General features: G+C 57.5%; 19 protein-coding genes and 1 tRNA gene. 4 read left to right on the top strand and 16 right to left on the bottom strand.

Annotation, left to right across the window (positions count from 1 at the left end; all coding sequences use genetic code 11):
• From hscA to uvrB, 7 genes are all read right to left on the bottom strand, one after another.
• On the bottom strand, window positions 1-1,857 hold the full coding sequence (gene hscA / locus AC097N_RS10015) for a Fe-S protein assembly chaperone HscA (RefSeq protein ID WP_479580811.1): 1,857 nt from the start codon (window positions 1,855-1,857) through the stop codon (window positions 1-3).
• Window positions 1,858-1,882: 25 nt separating this feature from the next.
• Window positions 1,883-2,416: a Fe-S protein assembly co-chaperone HscB gene (hscB, locus tag AC097N_RS10020; RefSeq protein ID WP_479580812.1), complete on the bottom strand. Its 534-nt coding sequence runs from the start codon at window positions 2,414-2,416 to the stop codon at window positions 1,883-1,885.
• The gene (gene iscA, locus AC097N_RS10025; RefSeq protein ID WP_479580813.1) at window positions 2,413-2,736 is read right to left on the bottom strand and encodes an iron-sulfur cluster assembly protein IscA; all 324 of its coding nucleotides are present in this window, start codon (window positions 2,734-2,736) and stop codon (window positions 2,413-2,415) included. The genes hscB and iscA overlap by 4 nt, the downstream gene beginning before the upstream one ends.
• 1 nt (window position 2,737) lies before the next feature.
• Complete coding sequence (gene iscU, locus AC097N_RS10030) at window positions 2,738-3,136, bottom strand: Fe-S cluster assembly scaffold IscU (protein WP_304750916.1); 399 nt, start codon at window positions 3,134-3,136, stop codon at window positions 2,738-2,740.
• A gap of 19 nt (window positions 3,137-3,155) precedes the next feature.
• Complete coding sequence (locus AC097N_RS10035) at window positions 3,156-4,376, bottom strand: IscS subfamily cysteine desulfurase (protein WP_479580814.1); 1,221 nt, start codon at window positions 4,374-4,376, stop codon at window positions 3,156-3,158.
• Window positions 4,377-4,427: 51 nt separating this feature from the next.
• Window positions 4,428-4,964 (bottom strand): Fe-S cluster assembly transcription factor, encoded by a 537-nt coding sequence (locus AC097N_RS10040; protein WP_479580815.1) that lies wholly within the window; start codon window positions 4,962-4,964, stop codon window positions 4,428-4,430.
• A gap of 180 nt (window positions 4,965-5,144) precedes the next feature.
• Entirely contained in the window at window positions 5,145-7,274 is a 2,130-nt protein-coding gene (gene uvrB, locus AC097N_RS10045) for an excinuclease ABC subunit UvrB (RefSeq protein ID WP_479580816.1), read from the bottom strand.
• Window positions 7,275-7,508: 234 nt separating this feature from the next.
• Between uvrB and AC097N_RS10050 the strand changes: the two genes are divergently transcribed.
• The gene (locus AC097N_RS10050) at window positions 7,509-8,705 is read left to right on the top strand and encodes an amino acid aminotransferase (RefSeq protein WP_479580817.1); all 1,197 of its coding nucleotides are present in this window, start codon (window positions 7,509-7,511) and stop codon (window positions 8,703-8,705) included.
• A gap of 19 nt (window positions 8,706-8,724) precedes the next feature.
• On the opposite strand, the gene ygiD is transcribed toward AC097N_RS10050, so the two are convergent.
• Window positions 8,725-9,582 (bottom strand): 4,5-DOPA-extradiol-dioxygenase, encoded by an 858-nt coding sequence (ygiD, locus tag AC097N_RS10055; protein WP_479580818.1) that lies wholly within the window; start codon window positions 9,580-9,582, stop codon window positions 8,725-8,727.
• A gap of 243 nt (window positions 9,583-9,825) precedes the next feature.
• On the opposite strand from ygiD, the gene AC097N_RS10060 reads away from it, so the two are divergent.
• The gene (locus AC097N_RS10060; RefSeq protein ID WP_479580819.1) at window positions 9,826-11,427 is read left to right on the top strand and encodes a polyhydroxyalkanoate depolymerase; all 1,602 of its coding nucleotides are present in this window, start codon (window positions 9,826-9,828) and stop codon (window positions 11,425-11,427) included.
• Window positions 11,427-12,077: an electron transport complex subunit RsxB gene (rsxB, locus tag AC097N_RS10065; RefSeq protein ID WP_479580820.1), complete on the top strand. Its 651-nt coding sequence runs from the start codon at window positions 11,427-11,429 to the stop codon at window positions 12,075-12,077. The genes AC097N_RS10060 and rsxB overlap by 1 nt, the downstream gene beginning before the upstream one ends.
• Window positions 12,078-12,093: 16 nt before the next feature.
• Here rsxB and AC097N_RS10070 read toward each other — a convergent pair whose 3' ends face one another.
• The 5 genes from AC097N_RS10070 to scpA are packed head-to-tail and all read right to left on the bottom strand — an operon-like array spanning window position 12,094 to window position 19,479.
• Window positions 12,094-12,570: a VOC family protein gene (locus tag AC097N_RS10070; protein WP_479580821.1), complete on the bottom strand. Its 477-nt coding sequence runs from the start codon at window positions 12,568-12,570 to the stop codon at window positions 12,094-12,096.
• Between the two features lie 2 nt (window positions 12,571-12,572).
• Window positions 12,573-14,627: an acetyl-CoA carboxylase biotin carboxylase subunit gene (locus AC097N_RS10075; RefSeq protein ID WP_479580822.1), complete on the bottom strand. Its 2,055-nt coding sequence runs from the start codon at window positions 14,625-14,627 to the stop codon at window positions 12,573-12,575.
• 22 nt (window positions 14,628-14,649) lie between these two features.
• Window positions 14,650-16,182 (bottom strand): acyl-CoA carboxylase subunit beta, encoded by a 1,533-nt coding sequence (locus tag AC097N_RS10080; protein WP_479580823.1) that lies wholly within the window; start codon window positions 16,180-16,182, stop codon window positions 14,650-14,652.
• 56 nt (window positions 16,183-16,238) lie between these two features.
• The gene (gene meaB, locus AC097N_RS10085) at window positions 16,239-17,297 is read right to left on the bottom strand and encodes a methylmalonyl Co-A mutase-associated GTPase MeaB (protein ID WP_479580824.1); all 1,059 of its coding nucleotides are present in this window, start codon (window positions 17,295-17,297) and stop codon (window positions 16,239-16,241) included.
• A 25-nt stretch (window positions 17,298-17,322) separates the two neighbouring features.
• Entirely contained in the window at window positions 17,323-19,479 is a 2,157-nt protein-coding gene (gene scpA / locus AC097N_RS10090; RefSeq protein ID WP_479580825.1) for a methylmalonyl-CoA mutase, read from the bottom strand.
• A 152-nt stretch (window positions 19,480-19,631) separates the two neighbouring features.
• Between scpA and AC097N_RS10095 the strand changes: the two genes are divergently transcribed.
• On the top strand, window positions 19,632-20,279 hold the full coding sequence (locus AC097N_RS10095) for a GntR family transcriptional regulator (protein WP_479580826.1): 648 nt from the start codon (window positions 19,632-19,634) through the stop codon (window positions 20,277-20,279).
• A 7-nt stretch (window positions 20,280-20,286) separates the two neighbouring features.
• Here the strand turns inward: AC097N_RS10095 and AC097N_RS10100 are convergent, their stop codons facing one another.
• From AC097N_RS10100 to AC097N_RS10110, 3 genes are all read right to left on the bottom strand, one after another.
• The gene (locus tag AC097N_RS10100; protein ID WP_479580827.1) at window positions 20,287-21,507 is read right to left on the bottom strand and encodes a DUF3443 domain-containing protein; all 1,221 of its coding nucleotides are present in this window, start codon (window positions 21,505-21,507) and stop codon (window positions 20,287-20,289) included.
• Between the two features lie 22 nt (window positions 21,508-21,529).
• Window positions 21,530-22,018 carry a DUF2844 domain-containing protein gene (locus AC097N_RS10105; RefSeq protein ID WP_479580828.1) on the bottom strand — a complete coding sequence of 163 codons (489 nt, stop codon included), beginning with the start codon at window positions 22,016-22,018 and terminating at the stop codon, window positions 21,530-21,532.
• A gap of 39 nt (window positions 22,019-22,057) precedes the next feature.
• Window positions 22,058-22,134 (bottom strand) — tRNA-Arg (locus tag AC097N_RS10110).
• Window positions 22,135-22,419: the final 285 nt, after the last annotated feature.

Consider the following 22,419-nt stretch of genomic DNA (forward strand, 5'->3'; position numbering starts at 1 on the left):
TCAGACCGACTCAATATTTTTGCCTGCCAGGGCTTTCTGAATGCCCCGGTTCATGCGCATTGCAGCAAACGCCTCAGTGCCTTTGGCAAGCGTTTGTGTCGCCGCCTCAATCTGTGCGGCATCTTCAAGGGAACGCGCGGCGGTCACACCCGCCATCAAGCCGTCAATGACAGCGCGGTCTGCATCGGTGAGCAAATCACCATCAGCATCCAGAGCACTTTGCGTCGCCAACAGCATGCGGTCACCATCCACCCGGGCTTCCACGAGGGCACGTGACTTCATGTCGGCTTCTGCCGTGGTAAAGCTGTCTTGCAGCATGCGGGCAATCTGGTCATCCCCCAAACCATAGGTGGGCTTGACATCAATCTGGGCCTCGACGCCACTGATCTGCTCTTTAGCGGCGACGTTCAGGAGGCCATCCGCATCCACGGTGAACGTGACCCGAATCCGTGCGGCGCCCGCCACCATGGGCGGAATGCCGCGCAACTCAAACCGGGCCAAGCTGCGGCAGTCGGCCACCAGATCACGCTCACCCTGCACCACGTGCAAGGCCAGGGCCGTCTGACCGTCTTTGTAGGTGGTGAAGTCCTGCGCCATCGCTGTCGGAATAGTCTGGTTGCGCGGCACGATGCGCTCCACCAGGCCCCCCATGGTCTCAATGCCCAGCGACAGAGGAATGACATCCAGCAGCAACAAATCTCCCGCCGTGTTGTTGCCCGCCAGCTGATTGGCCTGAATGGCGGCACCGAGGGCAACCACCTCGTCGGGGTTGAGATTGGTCAGTGGCTCCCGGCCAAAAAGGGTCGCGACAGCTTTGCGGATTTGCGGCATGCGGGTAGAACCGCCCACCATGACGACCCCCTTGACTTCGTCCACCGTCAGCTTGGCATCCCGCAAGGCTTTGCGCACGGCACCAAGGGTTCGGGACGTCAACCTGCGGGTAGCCGCCTCAAATTGTTCAACATTTACATCAAACTCGACTCTAGCCCCCGCCAATAAAGCGGAGAACGCTACTGATTTTGTAGCGGATAGCGCTTCTTTGCAGGCGCGTGCAGCCACCTTGACGGCGGCTTTGTCGGAGGCGGAGAGTGCTTGGACACCCACTTGCGCCAACACCCAGTCAGCCAGAGCGTGGTCATAGTCGTCGCCACCCAATGCGGAATCGCCGCCGGTGGCAACCACTTCAAACACGCCTTGGGTCAAGCGCAATATCGAGATGTCAAAAGTACCGCCACCCAGGTCATAAATGGCGTAAACGCCTTCGCTCGCGTTGTCCAGGCCGTAGGCAATGGCCGCAGCGGTGGGCTCGTTGATCAGCCGAAGAACGTTCAGACCGGCCAGTTGCGCAGCATCTTTGGTCGCCTGGCGCTGCGCATCGTCGAAATAGGCCGGCACCGTGATAACAGCACCAAAAAGATCATCGTTGAACGTGTCTTCGGCACGATAACGCAAGGTGGCCAGAATATCGGCGCTGACCTCAACCGGTGACTTCTCCCCCTGGACCGTCTGCAAACCCAGCATGCCCGGATGGTCGACAAAGCGGTAGGGCAGTTTGTCATGACCGGCCACGTCAGCCAGACCACGACCCATGAAGCGCTTGACTGAGGCGATGGTGTTTTCGGGATCCAGCGCCAGCGCATCCTGCGCTTCAAAACCAATCTGGCGTGCACTGCCCGCCTGGTAGCGAACCACCGAAGGCAAGATAACCCGGCCCTGTGCATCGGGCAAACATTCGGCAACGCCATGACGCACAGACGCCACGAGAGAGTGAGTTGTTCCCAGATCAATACCCACCGCCACGCGGCGTTGGTGGGGATTGGGAGACTGTCCGGGTTCGGAAATTTGTAAAAGCGCCATGATTATTTTTTTGAGAATCGAGGCGCTATTGTCCCCTGTCTGCAGTGTCCATCCGGTCAAGGCGGGCTTCAACGTCGCTGGCAAAACGCTCAATGAACATGAGCGCCCTCACCTGCTGCACGGCCTGCTTGAAATCTTTTTGCTGGTCTAGCAATTCACCACATCGCTGCAGTGTCTCCCGGCGGGCCCGCAGCACCTGATCGCCCAGTGCGTTCAAAGCCTCCGTTGAATCAGCATCGTCAAGCTCTTCGCGCCAGGTCATTTGCTGCATCAGGAACGACGCGGGCATGGCCGTGTTGTTCTCGGCATTCACCGCGGCGCCATTGAGCTCACACAGGTAGGCGGCCCGCTTCAGCGGGTCTTTGAGACGTTGATAAGCTTCGTTGATGCGTACAGACCACTGCATGGCGATCCGTTGCGCAGCAGCCCCTTGTGCGGCAAACTTGTCGGGATGCGCTTCACGCTGCAGGTCTTTCCAGCGGGCGTCAATAGCCGCCCGATCTTGCGCAAATTGCGGAACAAGACCAAAGAGCTCGAAATCATTGGACTGTAAATTCACACCCGGAACGACTCGCCGCAACCACAGCGATCACGCTCTTTGGGGTTGTTGAATTTGAAACCCTCATTGAGCCCTTCGCGCACGAAATCGAGCTCGGTCCCATCAAGGTAAGCGAAGCTTTTGGGCTCGATCAACACTTTGACACCATGGCCTTCAAATACCATGTCCTCAGGACCGATTTCGTCCACGTACTCAAGTTTGTAAGCCAGGCCCGAGCAGCCTGTGGTTTTGACGCCGAGCCGAACACCCACGCCCTGGCCGCGCTTGGCCAGGTAGCGTGTGACGTGTCGGGCGGCGGCTTCTGTCAGCGTAACGGCCATGTCAGTGGGTCTGTGGTGCGTTGTGTTTTTGTCGGTAATCGTTCACAGCGGCCTTGATGGCGTCTTCCGCCAGGATGGAGCAGTGAATTTTCACGGGCGGCAGGGCCAACTCTTCAGCGATCTCGCTGTTTTTGAGCGCAGCCGCCTGATCCAGCGTTTTGCCTTTGACCCACTCTGTCACCAGAGAAGAAGAAGCAATCGCAGAGCCGCAACCGTAGGTTTTAAAACGTGCGTCTTCAATCACACCCGTCTCCGGGTTGACCTTGATTTGCAGTTTCATCACGTCGCCGCAAGCAGGGGCACCCACCATGCCGGTACCGACGGAGTCATCGCCCTTGTCGAAGGAACCGACATTGCGGGGGTTTTCGTAGTGGTCAACGACCTTTTCAGAATATGCCATTTGGTTTACCTCGTTTGGTTTAGTGAGCAGCCCACTGGATGGTGCTGATGTCAATGCCTTCTTTGTACATGTCCCACAGCGGGCTCAAGTCACGCAGTTTGGCGACATTCACCTTGATGGTGTCGATCGCGTAGTCAATTTCGGCTTCGGTGGTGTAGCGGCCAATCGTCATGCGCAGGCTGCTGTGTGCCAGTTCGTCACTGCGCCCCAGGGCGCGAAGTACGTAACTGGGCTCCAGGCTGGCCGATGTACAGGCCGAACCACTGGATACGGCCAGCCCCTTGATCCCCATGATCAGGGACTCGCCTTCAACATAGTTGAAGCTCATGTTCAGGTTGTGCGGCACGCGCTGGTCAATGTGGCCATTGATGAACACCTGCTCCACATCTTTGAGCCCCGCCAACATACGATCATGCAAGGCGCGAATACGCACGTTCTCCACGGCCATCTCTTCTTTGGCGATGCGGTAAGCCTCGCCCATGCCAACGATCTGATGGGTCGGCAAGGTGCCCGAACGCATGCCGCGCTCGTGGCCACCGCCATGCATTTGCGCTTCAATACGGATACGTGGCTTACGGCGGACAAACAACGCGCCAATGCCTTTGGGGCCGTAGGTCTTGTGAGCGGTGAGGCTCATCAAATCCACCGGCAACTGGCTCATGTCAATGTCAACCCGACCGGTAGCCTGGGCCGCATCCACGTGAAAAACAATGCCTTTCTCGCGACACACGTTGCCAATGGCCGTGATGTCCTGAATGACACCAATCTCGTTGTTGACAAACATGACGCTGGCCAGGATGGTGTCCGGACGGATGGCAGCCTTGAAGGCGTCGAGATTCACCAAGCCATCTTCCTGCACATCCAGGTACGTCACGTCGAAGCCCTGGCGCTCCAGTTCACGACAGGTATCGAGCACGGCTTTGTGCTCGGTCTTGACGGTGATGATGTGCTTGCCTTTGGTCTTGTAGAACCCTGCCGCGCCTTTGAGCGCCAGGTTGTTGGACTCCGTCGCGCCCGAAGTCCAGACGATTTCGCGCGGGTCGGCACCAATCAGGGCCGCCACTTGCTCCCGCGCTTTTTCTACAGCGGCTTCCGCTTCCCAGCCCCATGCATGACTGCGTGACGCAGGGTTGCCAAAGTGCTGGCGCAACCAGGGAATCATGGCGTCCACCACCCGCTCATCGCAAGGGTTGGTGGCGCTGTAATCCATGTAAATGGGGAAATGTGGGGTTGTATCCATCAAGGGCTCGCTGAGGCTGTTGATCTATTGATTGAAATGAAGGGGCGGGGTTCAGATTTTTGAAAATGCATTGCCCAGCGCAAACACCGAGTTTGGCACGTTCATGCGAATCGGCTTGACGGCCGGCATGCTCGAAATGGCTCGCTTGAGTGTGGGCTTGTCCTCAATTTGCAGGCCCTTGGCCAACTGGTCATCAACCAGCTTCTGCAGCGTCACCGACTCGAGAAACTCAACCATGCGGACATTGAGCGAAGCCCACAGATCGTGCGTCATACAACGTGTGCCTTCACCCAGGCAATTTTCCTTGCCGCCGCATTGTGTCGCATCAATCGGCTCATCGACCGACACAATGATGTCGGCCACGGTGATATCAGCTGGGCTGCGTGCCAAGGTGTAGCCGCCACCGGGGCCACGTGTGGACTCCACCAACTCATGGCGACGGAGCTTGCCAAAAAGCTGCTCCAGGTAAGACAGGGAAATTTGTTGACGCTGGCTGATCGCGGCCAGGGTGACAGGGCCATTGCTTTGACGCAAACCCAGATCAATCATTGCTGTGACCGCAAAACGGCCTTTGGTAGTAAGACGCATGGCAAACTCCTTGGATTCGGTTGAACAACTGCAACACCACCATGTCTGCGCGCAACATCACCGATGTCAAGTAGCGCTTTTAGGGCTTAGGCGCGGGTCTTTTCAAGACCCGCTGGTACAAGTATATCAATAAACCCAGCAATTTGCTCGGGTACCTAGACTGATCAGTCACAAAACCGATTACTTCCCACCTTGTGAAATTATGGAGACGTTATCGCTCCCGGACGCACCAAAAGCCTGCTCTTTCAAAATCCCCAATTGATCTCGCACCCTGGCGGCCTTTTCGAACTCCAGGTTGCGTGCGTGCTCCAGCATCTGCTTCTCCAGGCGCTTAATTTCACGGGAGATGTCTTTCTCACTCATGTCCTCTACCTGCGCCCGCTGCATGGCATCGCGTTCCAGTTTTTCGGCCTCTTTGCCCGCTTTCTCGCTATAGACACCGTCAATCAGGTCTTTGACCTGCTTCACAATGCTGCGGGGCGTGATCCCATGAGCTTCGTTATGCGCGACCTGCTTGATACGGCGACGCTCGGTCTCTCCCATGGCCTTCTTCATGGAGTCCGTGACCTTATCGGCATAAAGAATGGCCCGCCCATGCAAGTTGCGGGCAGCACGGCCGATGGTCTGGATGAGCGAGCGCTCGGACCGTAAAAAGCCCTCTTTGTCTGCATCCAGAATCGCCACCAATGACACTTCGGGAATGTCCAGCCCCTCGCGCAGCAAATTGATCCCCACCAGCACATCAAAAGTGCCCAAACGCAGATCCCGCAAGATTTCGACACGCTCCACCGTGTCCACGTCACTGTGCAGATACCGCACTTTCACCCCGTTGTCACTCAGGTAATCGGTCAACTGCTCTGCCATGCGCTTGGTCAGCGTGGTGATCAGGACTCGTTCGTTTTTCTCGACGCGAATGCGGATTTCCTGCAGCACATCGTCCACCTGGTTGCTCGCTGGCCTCACTTCGACCTCAGGGTCCACCAGACCGGTCGGACGCACCAATTGCTCAACGACTTGCCCTGCATGGTCTTTTTCCCACTGGCCCGGCGTGGCCGACACAAAAATGGCCTGGCGCATCTTGGTCTCGAACTCTTCAAACTTCAAAGGCCGGTTGTCCAGCGCACTGGGCAGACGAAAGCCGTACTCCACCAGCGTCGTCTTGCGAGAGCGGTCGCCGTTGTACATACCGCCAAATTGCCCGATCAACACGTGGCTTTCGTCCAAAAACATCATCGCATCCTTGGGCAGGTAATCGGTCAGTGTGGCGGGTGGTGCGCCGGGCGGCGCACCACTGAGGTGGCGGCTGTAGTTTTCGATGCCCTTGCAGTGCCCGACTTCGCTGAGCATCTCCAGGTCGAACCGGGTGCGTTGCTCCAGCCGTTGGGCTTCAACCAGCTTGCCCTGGCTGACAAACTCCTTGACGCGGTCGGACAATTCCACCTTGATGGTTTCCACAGCCGCCAACACTTGATCCCTGGGCGTCACGTAATGGCTGCTGGGGTAGACGGTAAAACGCGGAATCTTCTGGCGGATGCGCCCCGTCAGCGGGTCAAACAGCTGCAACGATTCAATCTCATCATCAAACAGCTCGACGCGGATCGCCATTTCGCTGTGCTCCGCCGGAAAAATGTCGATGGTGTCGCCGCGAACCCGAAAGGCGCCCCGTGAAAAGTCCATGTCATTGCGCTGGTACTGCATGCGAACCAGCTGCGCAATCATGTCGCGCTGCCCCATCTTGTCGCCCGCGCGCAGCGTCATGACCATCTTGTGGTACGCCTCGGGCTGGCCAATGCCGTAGATGGCCGACACGGTGGCCACAATCACCACGTCACGCCGCTCCAGCACGCTTTTGGTACAGGACAGGCGCATCTGCTCAATGTGCTCATTGATGGCAGAGTCTTTTTCAATGAACAGGTCGCGCTGCGGCACATAGGCCTCGGGCTGGTAGTAGTCGTAATAGCTGACGAAATACTCCACCGCATTTTTAGGGAAAAACTCGCGAAACTCGCTGTACAACTGCGCGGCCAACGTCTTGTTGGGGGCAAACACAATAGCGGGCCGGCCCAGCCGGGCGATCACGTTGGCCATGGTGAATGTCTTGCCTGAGCCCGTCACCCCCAGCAGCGTCTGGAACACCTCCCCATCGTTGACACCGTCGACCAGCTGCTCAATTGCCTCCGGCTGATCGCCAGCAGGTGGATAGGGTTGGTACAACTCAAAAGGCGAGTCCGGATAACGCACAAAGGTGCCGGTACGAACCGGTTCGGCTTCACTGGACGGGGCAAGAGCAAGAGGGGCAGATGCAGACATCGCAACTCAATTCAAAAGGAGGACAACCAAATATGGTAGCGGCATATGCCATGGCCGTCCCGAGCGGGCCCATTTGTGCCCAGGCAAGAGGCATCAACGCCCAGCGAAGCACCCACCACGTCACCCCAGACATACCGCTCAAGCGCCCTTGTTTGACGGCCCCGTTAAAATAAAACCGATACCTGCTGCATGCGGCAGCATTTTCCCTCCGACTTCTCCTCACAGGACTCTCTCATGTCTCTCTTTTCCGCTGTCGAAATGGCCCCCCGTGACCCCATTCTTGGATTGAACGAGCAATTCAATGCCGACACCAATCCGGCCAAAGTGAACCTGGGTGTGGGCGTCTATTTCGACGACAACGGCAAGCTCCCTCTGCTGCAATGCGTGCAAGCCGCCGAAAAAACCATGATGGACAAGCCCACCCCGCGCGGTTACTTGCCCATCGATGGCATTGCCGCCTATGACGCCGCAGTCAAAAGCCTGGTGTTTGGCGCAGAAAGCGAACCCGTCAAGTCCGGACGTGTTGCCACGGTGCAAGGCATTGGCGGCACAGGCGGCCTGAAGATTGGCGCCGACTTCCTGAAGAAACTCAACCCGAACGCCAAGGTGTTGATCTCCGACCCCAGCTGGGAAAACCACCGCGCCTTGTTCACCAGCGCCGGATTCACGGTTGAGAGCTACCGCTACTACGACGCAACCAACCGCGGTATTGACTTTGACGGCATGCTGGCAGACCTGAACGCCGCCGCTCCGGGCACCATCATTCTGCTTCACGCCTGCTGCCACAACCCCACCGGCTACGACATCACTGCAGCGCAGTGGGATCAGGTCATCGCCGCCGTCAAGGCCAAGAACCTGGTGCTGTTCCTGGACATGGCTTACCAGGGCTTTGGTCACGGAATCACCGAAGACGGCGCCGTGATCGGCAAGTTCGTCGCGGCTGGCATGGACTTCTTCGTTTCCACGTCATTCAGCAAAAGCTTCAGCCTCTATGGCGAGCGTGTTGGCGCCTTGTCTGTGCTTTGCGAGAACAAGGACGAAGCCGACCGTGTGCTGTCCCAGCTCAAAATCGTGATCCGCACCAACTACTCGAACCCTCCCATCCACGGCGGCGCAGTGGTAGCGGCTGTTTTGGGCAACCCAGAACTGCGCGCCTTGTGGGAAAAAGAATTGGGCGAGATGCGTGTGCGCATCAAGGCCATGCGCCAAAAACTGGTTGACGGCCTGAAAGCCGCCGGCGTGAAGCAGGACATGAGCTTCATCACCAGCCAGATTGGCATGTTCAGCTACTCGGGCCTGTCCAAAGACCAGATGGTTCGTCTGCGCAATGAATTCGGCGTTTACGGCACGGACACAGGACGTATGTGTGTCGCGGCCCTGAACAGCAAGAACATTGACTATGTGTGCGCCTCCATTGCCAAGGTAGTCTGAAAATAAGCGGCCAGAAGGCTCAGCCCCAGATCACCGAACGCATCGAGATCGAGGCGGCCTGAAAGCTGGTATTGAAAAATTGCGGCGGCTCATCCGGGTCGACCGCACCCGCCGCGTACAGCAGCGGCAAAAAATGCTCATAGGTGGGATGCGCCTGTCGGGCCACCTCCCCCAACGATTGAAACGCCTGCAAAGCGGACAGATTGCCACTGATCAAGTAGTCGGCGATGACATTGTCAAACTCAATTGCCCAGTCAAAAGCCTGATCGGAAGTCGCGCTTCTCTGCATGGTGCGCAGGTTGTGCACGATGTTGCCGCTGCCCACAATCAGCACACCCCGGTCCCGCAAGCCTTTGAGCTGTTGGCCCAGCGCATAGTGCTCCGCAGGCGGACGCTGGTAGTCCATGCTGAGCTGGATGACCGGAATATCAGCCCCGGGAAACATGGGTTTGAGGACCGACCAGGCGCCATGGTCCAAGCCCCAGGTGTCCGTATCCAGTGACAGGGGTTGCGACGTATCTGGCTGCATCAGGACCGTCGCCATCTCCTGGGCCGCCAATGGGGCGCCTGGCGCCGGGTACTGCTGATCAAACAGCGCTTTCGGGAACCCACCAAAATCGTGGATGGTCTTGGGCTCGGACATGGCGGTCAGCCACCAGCCCTGCGTGAGCCAGTGGGCCGAAATGCAGAGGATGAGCTGCGGCTTGGGCCAAACCGTGCCGAACTGCTCGCCCAGCGCCCGCCAACTGCGGCGGTACTCGTTGTCTTCGATCGCATTCATGGGGCTGCCATGACCCAAAAAAAGTACGGGCATTCTGGCGGTCTTTTGGAGCGATTGAAATGAATCAAAGCCACTAGCATCAACGAATGAAGTCATTTAATTTTCCGGAAAAAGGTCGAAGGCCGTTCACCGCGGCAACGCAGGGTCCGGCGCGACAGATTGAAAGGCAGTATGCTTATCTTTTATAGCCATAACAGCTAATATTCATGTTGGCCAGCATTTTGAGATCAACCTTGCAGCAGCATGACAGAAATCAAATAATATTGGAGTTCTGCCCCCAGCGCCAACGGCCCAGAACTGTTATGCTGCACTGCAACATTTCCTGAAAGTGAATTAACCGTGCTCTACCAACTTTACGAAGCCCAACGTTCCCTGATGGAGCCCTTCACTGACTTTGCGCAGTCGGCCTCCAAGGTCTATGGCAACCCGATGTCACTGTTCGGGAAAAATCCGTTTTCTCAGCGTATTTCCGCAGGATACGACCTGATGCATCGCTTGGGCAAGGACTACGAAAAGCCAGAATTCGGCCTGCGCACCATTGACGTGGACGGTGTCGACATTGCCATCCACGAACGTGTCGAGATCAACAAACCTTTCTGCGAATTGCGTCGTTTCAAGCGCTTCAGCGACGATCCGGCAACCCTGGGCAAGCTGAAGGGCCAACCCGCCGTCCTGATCGTGGCACCCCTGTCCGGTCACTACGCAACGTTGCTGCGTGACACCGTCAAAACCATGCTGAAAGACCACAAGGTCTACATCACCGACTGGAAAAACGCCCGCCTGATTCCCCTGTCCGAAGGTGAATTTCACCTGGACGACTATGTGAACTACGTGCAGGAGTTCATCCGCCACCTGCAAGGTATTTACGGCAATTGCCACGTGGTGAGCGTGTGCCAACCCACGGTGCCAGTGCTGGCAGCGGTCTCCCTGATGGCCAGCCGCGGTGAAGTGACGCCCCTGACCATGACCATGATGGGGGGGCCGATTGATGCGCGCAAGTCGCCTACGGCGGTGAACAACCTGGCCATGAACAAGAGCCACGACTGGTTTGAGAAAAACGTGATCTACAACGTGCCCAGCAGCTTCCCTGGCGCCGGACGGCGCGTTTACCCCGGGTTTCTGCAGCACACCGGCTTTGTGGCCATGAACCCCAGCAACCACGCGAAAAGCCACTACGAGTACTTCAAGGACCTGATCAAAGGTGACGGCGCCAGCACCGAGGCCCACCGCAAGTTCTACGACGAATACAACGCCGTGCTCGACATGGACGCCAACTACTACCTGGAGACCATCAAGGTCGTTTTCCAGGAGTTCAGCCTGGTCAATGGCACCTGGGATGTGAGAAATCCGGCAGGCGTGCCCGAGCGCGTGCGCCCGCAGGACATCACCACCACCGCCTTGTTCTCGGTCGAAGGCGAGTTGGACGACATCTCCGGCTCCGGCCAAACCGAAGCGGTCCACAGCATTTGCAGCGGCGTGGTCGACTCGGAGCAAAAGCATTACATCGTGGAAGGTGCCGGACACTACGGAATTTTCGCGGGTCGCCGTTGGCGCGACATGGTGTACCCAGAGGTGAGAGCTTTCATCCTGAACCATCAACCCGTGGCCAAGCCCGCCAAAGCCCCGGTGATTGATGTGGCACCAGTGGCGCCCGCGGTGCCTCCTGTTGCGGCCGTCGTCGCAGCCGTTGAGCCAGCCCCCAAGCAAAAAGAACTGGCGCTTGAGCTTGTCAAGGCACCAGCCCAAAAGCCCACCATCGCTGCTGAGCGAGTCAAGGCGGCCGTCGAAGCGGTGAAAACCGTTGCAACACCTGCAGCGAAAGCACTCACCCCGGCTACGGTCACCCCTCCGAAAGCTGTTGCCAAACCGGCCACAGTCCTCGTCAAACCTATGCAAGCAGCTATTAAACCTGTAGCAAGCAAGGCCTCTCGCAGGAAGTAATGGGGTCATTGGCTGCGCAGATTCTGGCGGTATTGCCGCAAACGCAGTGCACGCGTTGTGGCTACCCGGACTGTGCGGCCTATGCGCAGGCGGTGGCGGAGGATGAGGCGGGCATCAACCAGTGCCCGCCCGGCGGCCAACAGGGCATTGAGTGGCTGGCCGCCGTCACCGGCCGCCCTGTCACGACGCTGAACCCTGCCAATGGCGTTGAAGGCCCTCGCACGGTGGCGTTCATTGACGAAGACTGGTGCATTGGCTGCACCCTGTGCGTCAAGGCCTGCCCCACCGACGCGATCATGGGCAGCAACAAGCTGATGCACACCATCATCGAGGCTTACTGCACCGGATGCGAGTTGTGCCTGCCGGTATGTCCGGTGGACTGTATTGAGCTTGAGAATGTCACCGGCACGGCCACGGGCTGGTCCGCATGGTCACGCCCACTGGCTGATCTGGCACAAAACCGCTATGAATTCAATAGCTACCGCCGCACGCGGGACGTGGGCGAGAACGCTAAAAGGCTTGAAGAAAAGGCCGAGACCAAGCTGGCCGATTTGCCAGGCCATTCGCAACACACGGACCCCGTCATCCTCGACAAAAAACGCGCCGTGATTGAAGCCGCCCTGGCGCGTGCCCGCGCCAAGAGAGGCTAAACCGCAACTTGCGGGTTCACGCGCCCGCGAGTTTGGCGAAGGCGCTCACCACCTCCTCTGGGGCTTGCACCAGTTCGATCAACACGCCCTCCCCCGCAATGGGGAACTCATCATTCGCCTTGGGGTGCAGAAAACAGATATCGAATCCCGCCGCGCCCTGGCGGATCCCACCCGGCGCAAAGCGCACACCGTTGGCCGTCAACCATTCCACCGCCTTGGGCAAGTCATCAATCCACAAGCCCACGTGGTTCAGCGGCGTGGTGTGCACCGCAGGCTTCTTGTCGGGGTCCAGTGGCTGCATCAGGTCTACCTCGACCTTGAACGGGCCGCTGCCCATGGTGCAGATGTCTTCGTCCACGTTTTCGCGTTCGCTGCGAAACGTGCCGGTAACCTCCAAGCCAAGCATGTCGACCCAGAGTTTTTGCAAACGGGTCTTGTCTGGCCCGCCAATGGCGATTTGCTGGATGCCCAGCACTTTGAAGGGGCGGGTCATGGTCAGACAAACTCCACAATGGGCTGGTCTACCGTCAGGCTCTCGCCCTTGCTGGCCAACACCTTGCCGACCACACCGTCAGCGGCCGCAAACAGTACGTTTTCCATCTTCATGGCTTCAATCACGGCCACGCGCTCACCGGCCTGAACCTTCTGCCCGGGCTGCACGGCCACCTCTACCAGCAAGCCGGGCATGGGTGACAACACAAAGCGGCTCAAGTCCGGCGGTGCCTTGTAGGGCATCAGCGCATGCAGTTCGGCGGCGCGCCTGGAGAGCACCAGAGCGTCAATCTGGGTGCCGTTGTGCGAGACCCGGATCGCCAGCGGATTCTTGCTGGCCAAACTACCCCGCTCAACCTGCGCGGTGAAAGGTTCTCCATTGCAAGTGCCGCTGACTCGGATTTCACCGAGGCGGTAGTTGCTACATATTTTATAGCTACTACCGCCCACGGTTACTTGGCTAGAGCCTGTTTTTCCTTCAAAATCGGTCACGGTCACCGGGGTGGGGGTGGTGGCACCTTGCTGGCCCAGCGTCACCACCACGAAGTCCTCGCCAACTTCCACTTCATGGCCTTCCATCTGGCCGCTGATGGCGGTGGCACGGTTGCGGAATTTGCGGTTGACAAAGGCCGCCAGGGCAATCAGCAAATCAGCATCGTCATGCGGCACATCTTCAGCCCGAAAGCCCTGCGCGTAGTTCTCGGCAATGAAGCCGGTGTTGAAGTCCCCCGCCACAAATTTGGGGTGCGCCAGCAAAGCGGCCTGGAACGGGATGTTGCTGCTGACGCCGCGAATCACAAAGCCATTGAGCGCTTCACGCATCTTGGCAATGGCTTCCAGCCGGTCTTTGCCATGCACGATCAGCTTGGCGATCATCGAGTCGTAAAACATCGGGATTTCACCGCCGTCCTGCACACCGGTATCCACGCGAACACCCTGCCAGCGGCTGGTGTCCGACGCAAACATGGTCTCTGCCGGGGGCTGAAAGCGCACCAGGCGACCGGTGGACGGCAGGAAGCCACGGAACGGGTCTTCGGCGTTGATGCGGCACTCGATGGCCCAACCATCGCGCTTGACTTCAGCTTGCGTCAAAGGCAGTTTTTCGCCTGCGGCGACACGAATCATCAATTCCACCAAATCGAGGCCCGTGATGCATTCAGTCACCGGGTGCTCGACCTGCAGGCGGGTGTTCATTTCCAGGAAATAGAAGCTCTGGTCCTTGCCGACCACAAACTCCACCGTGCCAGCGCTTTGGTAGTTCACCGCCTTGGCCAGTTGCACGGCCTGTTCGCCCATGGCTTTGCGGGTGGCCTCGGAGATGAAGGGCGATGGCGCCTCTTCAATCACCTTCTGGTGACGGCGCTGGATGGAGCATTCACGCTCGTTGAGATAAATGACGTTGCCAAAGCTGTCGCCCACCAGTTGGATCTCGATGTGACGCGGCTCTTCGACGAATTTCTCGATGAACACACGGTCATCACCAAAGCTGTTGCGCGCTTCATTGCGGCAGCTGGTGAAGCCTTCAAAAGCTTCCTTGTCGTTGAAGGCCACACGCAGGCCTTTGCCACCGCCGCCCGCGCTGGCCTTGATCATGACCGGGTAACCAATGCCCTTGGCGATCTCGACCGCTTTTTCAGGCGTTTCAATGGCATCGTTGACGCCGGGGATGCAGTTCACCCCGGCCGCGCCGGCCAGCTTTTTTGACTCAATCTTGTCGCCCATGGCGGCAATGGAGTGGTGCTTGGGGCCGATGAACACGATGCCTTCCTCTTCCACGCGCTTGGCAAAACCAGCGTTTTCGCTCAAGAAGCCGTAACCGGGGTGCACCGCTTGTGCGCCGGTCTGTTTGCAGGCGGCAATGATCTTGTCAGCCAGCAAATAACTCTCGCGGCTGGGCGCCGGGCCAATGTTGACGGCCTCGTCGGCCAGCATCACATGACGGGCGTCCCGGTCGGCATCGGAGTACACGGCCACGGTTTTGATGCCCATTTTCTGGGCGGTCTTGATGACCCGGCAAGCGATCTCGCCACGGTTGGCAATCAGTATTTTTGTAAACATTTTTGTCTTTCTCCTCAAGCCATCAAAGGGGGATGTTGCCGTGCTTGCGCCACGGGTTCTCAAGCTTCTTGTCACGCAGCATCACCAGCGAACGGCAGATGCGTTTGCGGGTTTCGTGCGGCAGGATCACGTCGTCAATGAAACCCCGGGCACCGGCCACAAACGGGTTGGCAAAGCGGGCCTTGTACTCGGCTTCCTTGGCGGCCAGCTTGGCGGGATCGCCCTTGTCTTCGCGGAAGATGATTTCCACCGCGCCCTTGGCGCCCATCACCGCAATCTCGGCGTTGGGCCAGGCAAAGTTCACGTCACCGCGCAAGTGCTTGGAGCTCATCACGTCATAAGCGCCGCCGTAGGCTTTGCGGGTGATGATGGTGATCTTCGGCACGGTGCACTCAGCATAGGCGTAAAGCAGCTTGGCGCCGTGCTTGATGATGCCGCCGTACTCCTGGGCCGTGCCGGGCATGAAGCCGGGCACGTCTACAAAGGTGATGACCGGAATGTTAAAGGCGTCGCAAAAGCGCACAAAACGCGCGGCCTTGATCGAACTCTTGATGTCCAGACAACCCGCCAGCACCAGCGGCTGGTTCGCCACGATGCCCACAGTCTGGCCTTCCATGCGACCAAAGCCGATCAGGATGTTTTTGGCGTACTCGGGTTGAAGTTCAAAAAAGTCACCATCGTCCAGCGTCTTGACGATGAGTTCCTTCATGTCGTAGGGCTTGTTGGCGTTGTCGGGTACCAGCGTGTCCAGACTCATGTCCATGCGATCGGCCGGGTCGCCACTGCGGCGCACGGGCGCTTTTTCGCGGTTGTTGAGCGGCAGGTAGTTGTACAGGCGGCGCAGCATCAAGAGCGCTTCCACGTCGTTCTCAAACGCCAGATCGGCCACACCGCTCTTGGTGGTGTGGGTGACAGCGCCACCCAGTTCTTCAGCGCTCACTTCTTCATGCGTCACGGTTTTGACAACTTCAGGGCCGGTCACGAACATGTAGGAGCTGTCCTTGACCATGAAAATGAAGTCGGTCATGGCGGGCGAATACACCGCGCCTCCGGCCGAGGGGCCCATGATCATGCTGATCTGGGGCACCACGCCGCTGGCCATCACATTACGCTGGAACACGTCGGCATAACCACCCAAAGATGCCACGCCTTCCTGAATGCGGGCGCCACCCGAGTCGTTCAGCCCAATCACCGGCGCGCCGACCTTCATGGCCTGGTCCATGACCTTGCAGATTTTCTCGGCATGGGCTTCCGACAAGGCGCCGCCGAACACGGTGAAATCCTGGCTGAAAACAAACACCAGACGGCCATTGATCATGCCGTAGCCGGTGACCACGCCGTCGCCCGGAATCTTGTTGTCAGCCATGCCGAAGTCCACGCACCGGTGCTCCACAAACATGTCCCACTCTTCGAACGTGCCTTCGTCGAGCAACAGTTCCAGACGTTCACGTGCGGTGAGCTTGCCTTTTTTGTGTTGCGCATCGATGCGCTTTTGCCCACCGCCCAAACGCGCGAGTTCGCGTTTGGCTTCAAGTTGTTCAAGTATGTCGTGCATGGTTTTCTCTCTTTGCGAAGGTCTGATCGTCTTTGACAAGTTACATCAATTGCTATTTATTTTGTAGCTGCTTGCGCACTATCCATATGGGCTAGAAGCATATTTCGTGCTGCAGTCGAGGCCGGCAGGCGCCCTTCCAAAACATCCTGGGTCAGCTGGGGCAACATCTGCTGCACCTGCGGATGGTGACGAAAGGCCAGCTTCAAACCGGCATCAATGCGCTCCCACATCCAAGCCAGGGACTGTTGCTGGCGGCGCGCGGCCAGCTTGCCGTTGGCGGTTTGCAGCGTTCTGAATTCGGTCACTGCAGCCCAGAAGGTGTCGACGCCCTGCCCGTTCAGGGCGCTGAGCTGCAGGGCCTTGGGATGCCAGTTTTTCTTGTCGTGGCTGCCAAACAGGCCCAGCAATTGCATGGCGGCCGTGATTTGCAGTTGTGCACGTTGCGCGGCGATGGCGTCAATGTCCGCCTTGTTGATCAACACCAGATCGGCCAGCTCCATCACGCCTTTTTTGATCGCCTGCAAGTCGTCCCCGGCATTGGGCAATTGCATCAGCACGAACATGTCGGTCATGTTGGCCACCGCGGTCTCGCTCTGACCCACACCCACGGTTTCCACGATGACGATGTCATAACCCGCCGCCTCACACACCAGCATGGCCTCGCGGGTCTTCTCAGCCACACCACCGAGCGTGCCGCTGCTGGGGCTGGGTCGGATGTAGGCACGCTCATGAACTGAGAGGTGCTCCATACGCGTCTTGTCACCCAGAATCGAGCCACCCGACACGGTGCTGGACGGATCGATGGTGAGCACCGCCACCCGGTGGCCCCGATCAATCAGGTACAGACCCAGCACCTCGATAAAGGTCGACTTGCCCACGCCAGGCACACCACTGATGCCAAGCCGGAACGACTGGCCGGTGTGCGGCAACAAGGCCGTCAGCAACTCGTCGGCCTGCACACGGTGGTCGGCGCGGGTTGATTCGAGCAAGGTGATGGCTTTGGCGATGGCGCGGCGTTGCCGGGCCCCCGTACTTTGGGTGATCCCGCCGACGGAAACTGGGTTGAGCGCCCAATTTCGGTCAGCAGTAGTCGTCTCCGGTGGCATTTTCGTCATGTGCAGGGTTCTGTCCCAACGCTTCTCAGGCAATCGCCTTCTTGATCTGCTCCAGCACGTCTTTGGCGCTGGCCGGAATGGGGGTTCCGGGACCATAGATGCCTTTGACCCCTGCGTCATACAACATCTCATAGTCCTGACGCGGAATCACGCCGCCCACAAATACGATGATGTCGTCAGCGCCTTGTTTTTTCAGTTCGGCAATGATGGCGGGCACCAGGGTTTTATGGCCCGCTGCAAGCGTGGACACACCCACGGCATGCACGTCGTTTTCAATGGCTTGACGGGCACACTCTTCGGGCGTCTGGAACAGAGGCCCCATGTCCACGTCAAAGCCCAGGTCGGCAAACGCGGTGGCCACGACTTTGGCGCCCCGGTCGTGGCCGTCTTGGCCCAGTTTGGAAATCATGACACGAGGGCGACGGCCCTCGGTTTCTGCGAACGCATTGATTTCGGATTTGAGCGCGTCCCACCCTTCAGCGGAGTCATAAGCAGCTGCGTACACGCCGGTCACCTTTTGTGTATCGGCGCGGTGGCGTCCGTAGATTTTTTCCATGGCATCACTCACCTCACCCACCGTCGCGCGCAGACGCATGGCTTTGATGACCAGGTCCAGCAAATTGCCTTCACCTGATTCTGCTGCAGAAGTGATAGCAGTGAGCGCAGCATTGACGAGGGCTGGGTCACGTTTTTTCTTGATATTTTTCAGACGTTCAATTTGGCCATCACGCACCGCGACGTTGTCAATGTCACGCGCCTCAATCGCGTCTTCGATCTTGAGCTTGTACTTGTTGACGCCAACGATCACGTCTTTGCCACTGTCAATGCGCGCCTGCTTCTCTGCGGCAGCCGCTTCGATTTTCAGCTTGGCCCAACCACTGTCCACCGCTTTGGTCATGCCACCCATGGCTTCGACTTCTTCGATGATCTTCCAGGCTGCATCGGCCATGTCTTGGGTCAGTTTTTCCATCATGTAGGAGCCCGCCCAAGGGTCGATCACGCTGGTGATGTGAGTCTCTTCCTGGATGATGAGCTGGGTATTGCGGGCGATGCGCGAGCTGAACTCGGTGGGCAGCGCGATGGCCTCGTCAAAGCTGTTGGTGTGCAGCGACTGGGTACCGCCAAACACCGCCGCCATCGCTTCAATCGTAGTTCGCACCACATTGTTATAAGGATCCTGCTCGGTCAGCGACCAGCCAGAGGTCTGGCAATGGGTGCGCAGCATCAGGCTCTTGGGCGACTTGGCGTCAAAGCCCTTCATGATGCGGCACCACAACAGGCGCGCGGCACGCATCTTGGCCACTTCCAGATAGAAGTTCATGCCAATGGCCCAGAAGAAGCTCAGGCGCCCGGCGAACTCGTCCACGTCCATGCCTTTGGCGATGGCGGTCTTCACATATTCCTTGCCGTCGGCCAGGGTGAAGGCCAACTCCAGCGCCTGATTCGCACCAGCTTCCTGCATGTGGTAACCGCTGATCGAGATCGAGTTGAACTTCGGCATGTTCTTGGCCGTGTACTCGATGATGTCGCCAATGATGCGCATGCTGGGCGCGGGTGGGTAGATGTAGGTGTTGCGCACCATGAACTCTTTCAGAATGTCGTTCTGAATGGTTCCAGATAACTTCTCCTGACCAACACCCTGCTCTTCCGCCGCGACAACATACCCCGCCAGCACCGGCAGCACGGCGCCGTTCATGGTCATGGAGACACTGACCTTGTCCAAGGGAATCTCGTTGAATAGGATCTTCATGTCCTCCACGGAGTCAATCGCGACACCGGCCTTGCCCACGTCGCCTGTCACACGCGGATGGTCACTGTCGTAACCGCGGTGGGTTGCCAGATCAAAGGCCACACTGACACCCTGACCGCCCGCCGCAAGAGCCTTGCGGTAGAAGGCGTTGGACTCCTGCGCAGTCGAGAAACCGGCGTATTGGCGGATCGTCCAGGGGCGCACGGCATACATGGTAGCCTGCGGGCCACGCAGGTAGGGCTCGAATCCAGGCAAGGTGTTGGTATAAGGCAGATCCTGCGTATCAGCCGCGGTATAGAGTGGCTTGACGGTGATGCCGTCTGGCGTATGCCAGTTGAGCGCCTCAACATCGCCCCCCGGTGCTGACTTGGCAGCTGCTTTGCCCCACGCCTCAAGACTGGCGGTTTGGAATTCAGGGTTTTTCTGGGTCATGACGGAAGCCGTTCGCAATCGGGTTATCAAAATAATGCGAGACAAACATGGGAACCAAAGGCCCGCACCAAGTGTCTCTCGAAATTATCGCTAGTTTAGCGTTATTTATAATTATTGATTCAAAAAATTGTTTCAAGCTTACAATTTAAGCCATGGCAGCCTTATCCCTTTCCCCGCGTGCACTTTATGAAGAAGTAGCCGAACTTCTGCGTCAGCGAATTTTCAGCCGCGAGCTCGAACCGGGTAGCTGGATTGATGAACTGAAAATTGCAGAGGCCTATGGCATCAGTCGCACGCCGCTTCGTGAAGCGCTCAAAGTGCTCGCGGCAGAAGGCTTGGTCACGATGAAGGTTCGAAGAGGAGCCTACGTCACAGAAGTCTCCGACAGCGACCTGGTGAATGTGTACCACCTGCTGAGCCTGCTGGAGTCAGACGCTGCTGGCATCGTCGCAGCGAAGGCGAGCGAATCCCAAATCCAGGACTTGAAGATTCTTCATGCAGAGCTTGAGTCATCGGCACAGCCGGGCAAGCAGGACCGGGAGCAGTTCTTTGCCATCAATGAACGCTTTCACATGCGCTTATTGGAAATCGCCAACAATCGCTGGCGCGATCAGATGGTGGCGGATTTACGCAAGGTCATGAAGCTCAATCGCCATAACTCCCTGCTGAAGTCTGGCCGTATTACCGAATCGCTGAATGAACATCGAGCCTTGATGGCCGCCATTTCATCACGCGACCCTGCACGTTCGGTTTTACTGATGCAAGAGCACTTTAAGAACGGCCTTGAAGCGGCCACATAATCATGGCTCAAAACGCGTAAAACGGCCCCGTTCCCAATGAGGATGTTTGGCCTTCGATACCAAAAAATACGCGACGCCCGTAGAAAAATGGCAGGCCCCAGTCAAAAATTCTAGCGTCGCCAATGTCCCCGCCTAAACCAGGAAGCACCGTGTTCATGCCGCCAGCAAACAAAACCGTTGCATTGTCAATTGAAAATGCGATAACGGGGCTTAAAGATGAATTCGCACCAATCAACGTAGCCGAGAAGTTAGTGCGTGACGCCGGGCAATAAAAGTCTGAACTCGTTGCACCACACAACGGAATATTTGCAGAATCAAAATACAAACCATTGGAGCCAGAGTCGATAAAACTCCGGGACATGGTTTGTCCACCGACCTGCGTGGTGATGCGGCCTGCTGAATCTGTCGTCAGGACGACCTCGGTGGCCACTTGATTGTTCGACTGGGTACCAATCCCAAAAATCAACTTGCCTGTGAGAGATGGTAAACCCGCCACTGTTACCGCTGGCAAGTCAATCAACAATCCATTGGCATCTACAGAAAATTGAGATACCGGATTTTTGACCTGTTGGGCAACCGTTGCTGTGGAACCCGCAACCGTTGAGCAACTGCTGGTAGTACAGGTAAAGTAAACGCCATTTCCAGCAGCGCTGACACAGAATGCGCCACAATCCTCTTTGAACAAGCCAATACCGAGAACCCCTTTAGCACCGAGCGTTGACGGCGTTGTAATTGGCGAGCCACCCGTAGAGCAAGCAGACGAGGTAGTGCTAGCAACAGTATCTGCGATGATCTGAATTGGCAACTGGGCGGCGGTACGCCCCGCCAGCACCACATCAGCCAGCGCAACCGGGCCCCATGCAAAGGTGTTGTCAATGAAGTTCACGCAATTGAGAAGCGGCAATCCAGTGGCACCACTGATACGACTCAGATTCAACGCAGGCGCCATCACACTGGCAAGCAACCGCAACCCCGTTGAACCGGTGTCCACCAAAACGTGATCAATAGTCTGACATTGCGTGGTGCTACCGGGCGTACAGATGGTGACATCCGTGTACAGACGATTCACGTTATACCCCGTGCCCGGAACCCCGCTGTCCACGGTAATCTTGAGTTCATTTGCCACCGCAGATGGGCTGGGCAGGCCAGTCAATTGCAGACCATTGACGGGCGCAACGCTAGCCCCACCGCCGCCGCATGCATAGAGCGCGGCAAAGGCAACAAGCATCAGAACATATCTGTGCATACGACTACCGAAAAACATCATCAATTAGCACGCCATGTGGAACCAGCGCGGGAACAAAGGCATGTCCAAAAAAATCCCGCATTCGACCGCTTGACTGAAGTACCAGGCCATCGAATGCAACGCTCAGCGAAGCGCCGCGGCGCCCTGCAGCATGCGCTCGTTCGGCCTCAACTTTGAATGATTTGAAATAGTTTCCTAATAGCCCATTCAAATCAGGCAAGACAGGCCCCCGCCATGCGACCGCGAACACATCTCCATTTGAAGAGGCATATTCCTGAACTCTCGTCCCGCTTTCAAGCGTAGTTTCATGAATTGTGTAGCCACTGATCTGAACGCCAGCCATACGCACAGAGGGCACCGTCAGCGCAGGTGCAGTCCTGAACACGCCAGGAGCTTGCCCCAAAGCACCAATCGCCTGGTCGTTCAAGAAGAGAACAAACAACGTAATAAAAATTAGCCGCATAAAAGCAAGAAGCCCTTTCACCTCAAGCATAACGAACTTACCCACACGGTATTGACACACCGCAACAAATGGTCTGCCCGGAGGGGATCGAACCCCCGACCCACAGCTTAGAAGGCTGTTGCTCTATCCGACTGAGCTACGGGCAGATTTTTTATCGCATCTTTTTGTGATGAATGCTGTTCAGATGAACATGTCATCCCAGATGTCAGAATCTGGCGCCTGAATGATACCTGCTTACTAAAGCCATTCTGAACTTGGACTTGGAGTTCATATTGAGACTCCAAGTGGATCCAATGCTGTAATTTTTCTCAAAAAAAAACGCCCAATCTTTCGACTGGGCGTTTCTGGTTGACTAGCCTGACGATGACCTACTTTCACACGGGAATCCGCACTATCATCGGCGCAGAAGCGTTTCACTGTCCTGTTCGGGA

It is taken from the genome of Rhodoferax sp. LS1R11 (assembly GCF_056521395.1).

Excerpts from the sequence above, each read along its gene's own strand:
- hscA (WP_479580811.1), bottom strand. The coding sequence starts at position 1,857 with ATGGCGCTTTTACAAATTTCCGAACCCGGACAGTCTCCCAATCCCCAC.
- iscA (WP_479580813.1), bottom strand. The coding sequence starts at position 2,736 with ATGGCCGTTACGCTGACAGAAGCCGCCGCCCGACACGTCACACGCTAC.
- iscU (WP_304750916.1), bottom strand. The coding sequence starts at position 3,136 with ATGGCATATTCTGAAAAGGTCGTTGACCACTACGAAAACCCCCGCAAT.
- AC097N_RS10035 (WP_479580814.1), bottom strand. The coding sequence starts at position 4,376 with ATGGATACAACCCCACATTTCCCCATTTACATGGATTACAGCGCCACC.
- AC097N_RS10040 (WP_479580815.1), bottom strand. The coding sequence starts at position 4,964 with ATGCGTCTTACTACCAAAGGCCGTTTTGCGGTCACAGCAATGATTGAT.
- uvrB (WP_479580816.1), bottom strand. The coding sequence starts at position 7,274 with ATGTCTGCATCTGCCCCTCTTGCTCTTGCCCCGTCCAGTGAAGCCGAA.
- AC097N_RS10050 (WP_479580817.1), top strand. The coding sequence starts at position 7,509 with ATGTCTCTCTTTTCCGCTGTCGAAATGGCCCCCCGTGACCCCATTCTT.
- ygiD (WP_479580818.1), bottom strand. The coding sequence starts at position 9,582 with ATGACTTCATTCGTTGATGCTAGTGGCTTTGATTCATTTCAATCGCTC.
- rsxB (WP_479580820.1), top strand. The coding sequence starts at position 11,427 with ATGGGGTCATTGGCTGCGCAGATTCTGGCGGTATTGCCGCAAACGCAG.
- AC097N_RS10070 (WP_479580821.1), bottom strand. The coding sequence starts at position 12,570 with ATGACCCGCCCCTTCAAAGTGCTGGGCATCCAGCAAATCGCCATTGGC.
- AC097N_RS10075 (WP_479580822.1), bottom strand. The coding sequence starts at position 14,627 with ATGTTTACAAAAATACTGATTGCCAACCGTGGCGAGATCGCTTGCCGG.
- AC097N_RS10080 (WP_479580823.1), bottom strand. The coding sequence starts at position 16,182 with ATGCACGACATACTTGAACAACTTGAAGCCAAACGCGAACTCGCGCGT.
- meaB (WP_479580824.1), bottom strand. The coding sequence starts at position 17,297 with ATGACGAAAATGCCACCGGAGACGACTACTGCTGACCGAAATTGGGCG.
- scpA (WP_479580825.1), bottom strand. The coding sequence starts at position 19,479 with ATGACCCAGAAAAACCCTGAATTCCAAACCGCCAGTCTTGAGGCGTGG.
- AC097N_RS10095 (WP_479580826.1), top strand. The coding sequence starts at position 19,632 with ATGGCAGCCTTATCCCTTTCCCCGCGTGCACTTTATGAAGAAGTAGCC.
- AC097N_RS10100 (WP_479580827.1), bottom strand. The coding sequence starts at position 21,507 with ATGCTTGTTGCCTTTGCCGCGCTCTATGCATGCGGCGGCGGTGGGGCT.
- AC097N_RS10105 (WP_479580828.1), bottom strand. The coding sequence starts at position 22,018 with ATGCTTGAGGTGAAAGGGCTTCTTGCTTTTATGCGGCTAATTTTTATT.